At 75.1% G+C, this 4,498-nt stretch carries 5 protein-coding genes; 4 read left to right on the top strand and 1 reads right to left on the bottom strand.

Annotation, left to right across the window (positions count from 1 at the left end; genetic code table 11):
• Positions 1-291: SpoIIE family protein phosphatase (locus tag ABT014_RS34310; RefSeq protein ID WP_350643750.1), on the top strand; the 291-nt coding region annotated here is incomplete at its 5' end.
• Between the two features lie 254 nt (positions 292-545).
• Here the strand turns inward: ABT014_RS34310 and ABT014_RS34315 are convergent.
• A complete protein-coding gene (locus ABT014_RS34315; RefSeq protein WP_350643754.1) occupies positions 546-950 on the bottom strand; it encodes a hypothetical protein in 405 nt (134 codons plus the stop codon).
• A gap of 739 nt (positions 951-1,689) precedes the next feature.
• Here ABT014_RS34315 and ABT014_RS34320 point away from each other — a divergent pair.
• The 3 genes from ABT014_RS34320 to ABT014_RS34330 all read left to right on the top strand — a co-directional run bounded on the left by ABT014_RS34320 (position 1,690) and on the right by ABT014_RS34330 (position 4,034).
• A complete protein-coding gene (locus tag ABT014_RS34320; RefSeq protein WP_350643756.1) occupies positions 1,690-2,151 on the top strand; it encodes a hypothetical protein in 462 nt (153 codons plus the stop codon).
• A 402-nt stretch (positions 2,152-2,553) separates the two neighbouring features.
• A complete protein-coding gene (sigK, locus tag ABT014_RS34325; protein WP_502895147.1) occupies positions 2,554-3,132 on the top strand; it encodes an ECF RNA polymerase sigma factor SigK in 579 nt (192 codons plus the stop codon).
• On the top strand, positions 3,129-4,034 hold the full coding sequence (locus tag ABT014_RS34330) for an anti-sigma factor (RefSeq protein ID WP_350643761.1): 906 nt from the start codon (positions 3,129-3,131) through the stop codon (positions 4,032-4,034). The genes sigK and ABT014_RS34330 overlap by 4 nt, the downstream gene beginning before the upstream one ends.
• Positions 4,035-4,498 lie beyond the last annotated feature (464 nt).

A 4,498-nucleotide genomic window follows, 5' to 3' on the forward strand; every position in this document is an offset into this window, starting at 1 on the left:
CTCGGCATCCTGCCCGGGCTGCGCAGCTGGCCCGAGACGGTCGTCCCGCTGCCGCCCGGCGGCGCGCTCACGCTCTACACCGACGGCCTCACCGAAGGGCACCACGGCGCCACGGGCGAGCGCCTGGGCGTCGAGGGGCTCCTCACACTGATCGACGGGCTCCCACCGGCGGACCCGGCGGCCCACGTGGACCTGCTCATCAAGGAGACCCAGGCGCTGAACGCCGGCCGGCACACCGACGACCTGGCCGTCCTGCGCCTCGACTGGGGCACCCGCCCGGCCACCGCCTGACGGGCCCGGCCCGCCGGGGGCGGCCTGCGAATGCAGGACGTCGGCAAGCCGTTCGGCTCGCCGGCGCAGTGCCCCTGGCACGGCGCGCGGATCGGTCCAGTAGCATCGCCCGCGCGGCGCGGGGATCAGGCCGTTGGCTTGCGCATAACCCGAAGCAGAAGCCACAGTGCCGCCAGGCCGAGCACCACCACCGCCAGCCACGCAGGACCGCCGTTGATGACCATGCGCACGGTCGCACCGAGGCGCCGTGTCGGTCAGCTCGGCGCGGGGCCGTAGAGATGGCTGCCGTGGTCCTCCCGCCAGGCCGCCGCGCGCATCAGCTGCTCCTCGTCGAGGCCGGTCAGGGCGATCACCCGCTCGTACAGCTCTTCCTCGTCCATGGGGCCCAGCAGGCGTACCGCCCGGACGATCTGCTCCGACCAGAGTTCCTCGGCGACGAACGGGCGGTGCTGGTAGCCGGCGGCGAGTTGAACCAGGTGCGGCTCGCAGCACGCGCGCAGCAGCCGCTCGCCGTCGAACCGGGCGTCCATGGTCACCGCGGAAGAGTCCGGTACCCGCAGGACCTCCAACCGCCGCCTGGGCACCAGCGCCCCGCAGACGTCGCAAAGGTCCGGAACGTCACCGGGTGCGGCGGCCGCCTTGCCATCCGAGTCACCCATGGTCCCGGTCTACGCCCCGCCCCCGGCCGGCGCGACCGCAGAACGCACTGAAGCCACCGACCCGCACCGGCGCGGTGCCGGATGGTCCGGGATGGCGCGGTCCGCCCGGCCCGGCAGGCTCAGGTGTCGACGGCGGACGACGGGTGCCAGCTCCGGTGCGGGTCGGCGATAGTGCCCCGGGAACCTCCGAGACCGGCTCCCGCCCGAGCCCCGGCGCATGCCGTGGGCGAGTCCGGCAGCACGGCCGCACCCTGCGGGCCGAGGCCGTGATCAGCGCAGCACCCGGCGGGGCCAAGTCGTTCCTGGGACTGCGGGCGGAGCGGGCGCCGACGCCGGCCGCGGCGACCGGCCCACTCCCGCAGGACCGCGGCCTGCCTGCCTGACTTCTACTGCTGCTGCACCCGGGCCCCGGCGCCGCGGAGCGGCGCTGCGTGCCGGATCGGGACGGTCGGCGTTACCTCTGCATGACGGAATTCCCGCCCCCGCGTTCGCAGCCGGCAGCTCGGCGTCGCCCAGGTGCCAGGGCCCGAGCGCTCGACCTGCGGGTACGGGCGGGCTCCGCGGTGCGGAGCTGGCTCGCCGGCCGGGCCGAGGACGCGGTGCTGCGGGCGCTCGGCGACCGTGCCGAGCGGCGCGCCTCCGCGGTGCCGTGAAAATCAGCTGCCAGCCCGGGGCGGGGGTGTCGGCTCCGGTGAGCGGGTAGGCGCGGTGAGAACATCCCGTCGGTCGGGAGGCCGCCATGCTCCTCCTCGGTCTGGTCCTTCTTGCGGTCAGCGGCACCTTCGTCGGCCTGCTGATCGCCGACAATCTCGCCGGCGGCTCGACGACCCAGGTGAGCGTCCTCGGCTCCGACATCGGCTTCTACACGGTGCCGAAGGCCTTCCTCGCCGGCGCTGCCCTCATGCTGATCTTCCTCCTGGGTGCCGCGATGGCCTGGGTCGGCGCCCGCCGCGCCCGCCGCCGCTCGGTCGAACTCGAGGCAGCCCGGCAGGCCGCCACCACCGCGCCCACCCCGGCCCCCACCGCCGTGCCGCGTCTGGAAAGCGCCGATGGCAACGCCGGGCCCGGCCGCCCCGAGCCCAGACACGACGGCGGCCCGGCCGGAGCCACCGCCGTGACGCCCGGCCGCCCGCCGACGGGGATGCGCCGGGGCAGGAGCACCCGAGCCCGGGCCCGGCACTGGTGGCAGGGCGCGCACTGACCTCCTGCCGACGGGCCGGACCGGCGGGCACACCCCCGGGCCCTCGGACCACACCTCCGGCCGGCCGGCCGGAGGGAGCTGGGCTGGCAACCGGGGGAAGTGGTACAAGACCTGTGGATCGACCAAGGCTGTGCACCTGGCACCCGGAGGTCGCCGCGTGGGACGTCCGTCGATCTCCACATCCGTCCCCACAGCAAGTGGTGCAGGGGCGAATCTCTCCGTCGACCCGTCCGGCCCGGCCTTGGCTTCGAACTAGGGGTGGCCAGCCGGTTCCGTCCGGCCCCGCATCGAGTCGTGAGAGGCCACAGCGATGGCACCCACCCCGCCGTCCCGGATCCCTGCTTCACGCGCTGTGCCCGGGTCGACGGGCAGGGTGGAACGGGGCGTCGCGGCACCGTGAACGTGATCCGGCCGTCCTTCGGGCCACCGCCGCAGGGTTTTGAGCTCCAGGAGCTCGTGGCCAAGGTCGCCGTGGGCGACCACGACGCCTTCCGCACGCTGTACCGGGCGGTGGTCGGCCCGGTCTTCGGGATCGTCCGCCGGGTGCTGCGCGATCCGGCCCAGGCGGAGGAGGTGGCGCAGGAGGTGATGCTGGAGGTGTGGCGCACCGCCGCCCGCTACCGACCCGACCGGGGCGCCGTCCTGCCCTGGGTCCTGACCGTGGCGCACCACCGTGCCGTGGATCGGGTCCGCTACACCGAGGCGACGGCGGCACGCGACCGGCGCGCGGCGGCCCGTTCCCAGGTCACGGCGTTCGACGAGGTCGTCGAGGAGGTCGAGAACCGCCTGGAGCGCGAGCGGGTACGGCACTGCCTGCGCGGCCTCACCGATCTCCAGCGGCAGTCGCTCACCCTCGCCTACTACCAGGGCAAGACCTGCCGGGAGGTCGCCGACCTGCTCGGCTCCCCGCTCAGCACGGTCAAGACCCGGATGCGGGACGGGCTCGTCCGCCTCCGCGACTGCCTGGGGGTGGGCGGATGAGCTCCCCCGACCTGCACGCGCTCGGCGGCGCCTATGCCGCGCACGCCCTGGACGAGCCCGAGCGGGAGGCCTTCGAGGCCCACCTGGTGCACTGCGAGGCCTGCGCCGAGGAGGTCGCCGACTTCGCCGCGACGCTCGCCCGGCTGGCCGCGGCCGAGGCGACACCGGCACCGCCCGCGATGGAGGAGCGGACCATGGCGGCGATCCACTCCCTCCTACAGCTGCCACCCGCCGCCGATCCCGCCGACGCCTCCGGACCTGGGGCGCCGGACCGGCTGGCCCGGCGCCTGCGGGGGACCGTGACCCGGCGCTGGGCCGCCGTCGGCCTCGCCGCCTCGTTGGCCCTCACCGCCGGGGTGGGTGCCATCGCGATCGACCAGCACGACCAGGCCGACCGGGCCCAGGCCCAGACCCAACAAGTACGTAGCGAGCAGGCCCGGTTCGCCGCGCTGCTCACCGCTCCCGACGCGCGGACCCGGACCGCGACCGCGGCCGGCGGGACGGGCAACGGCACCGTCGTCTGGTCGCAGAGCCGCAACGAGGCCGGATTCCTCGCCAACGGCCTCCCTCCGCTGGGCGTCGACCGCGCCTACGAGCTCTGGTTCGACGACGGCGGCACCGCCCGCCCCGCCGGGCTGCTGCACGGTTCGAACGGCGCCCTGCTGCTGGACGGACCGCTCGACGGGGCCGGCGGCGTCGGCGTCACCGTGGAGCCCGCGACCGGATCCGCCCGCCCGACCAGCACCCCGGTCCTGCTGTTCCCGCTCACCACGCACGGCGCCGCGGCCCGGCAGCCATCGACCGCCCGCACCGCCGGGCACGAGGTGGCCCCTACGGGGGTGCTCCCGGCTTCCGCGCGGGTCGGCACGGCGCTCCCGCGGCCGACCGGCACCGCCCTGTGAGGATGCGACCGCCTCCTGGTCGACCGTTCGAGGCCCGCTCGCCCCGGCCTGCGACGAACTGCGGCCATCCGACCCTTTGCTGACGTCCGGCCCGGGGGTCGAGCACGGACCCGCCGGGCTCCAGCAGCACAGCCGTTGTTCAGGTTCTCGACGCGGACACCTGGTTGCAGGGCGTCCGAGTGTCCATGATTCAACTGCATGCGAACCCAGTCCGCTGCGGGGGCCGCGTCGAACCAGCAGTAGGAGCCCGGCTCCGGGCGATTTCGTCCCGGCGCATGTCCGAGCGTCGGCCACCCGGGTGACGGTTCCTCAGGAAGGAGGTGCAGGGCCATGCGCACGACGCGCACCAAGCGGTCGCTGGCGGTTGCGGCGACCTGCGTGATGCTGGGCGGCGGCGCCGCCGTGGCGACCTCGGCCACCTCGGCCTCGGCGACCACCACCGCGTCCGTCGCGTCCTCGGTCTC

This window comes from Kitasatospora sp. NPDC094015 (genome assembly GCF_040304075.1).
Classification (GTDB): Bacteria; Actinomycetota; Actinomycetes; order Streptomycetales; family Streptomycetaceae; genus Kitasatospora.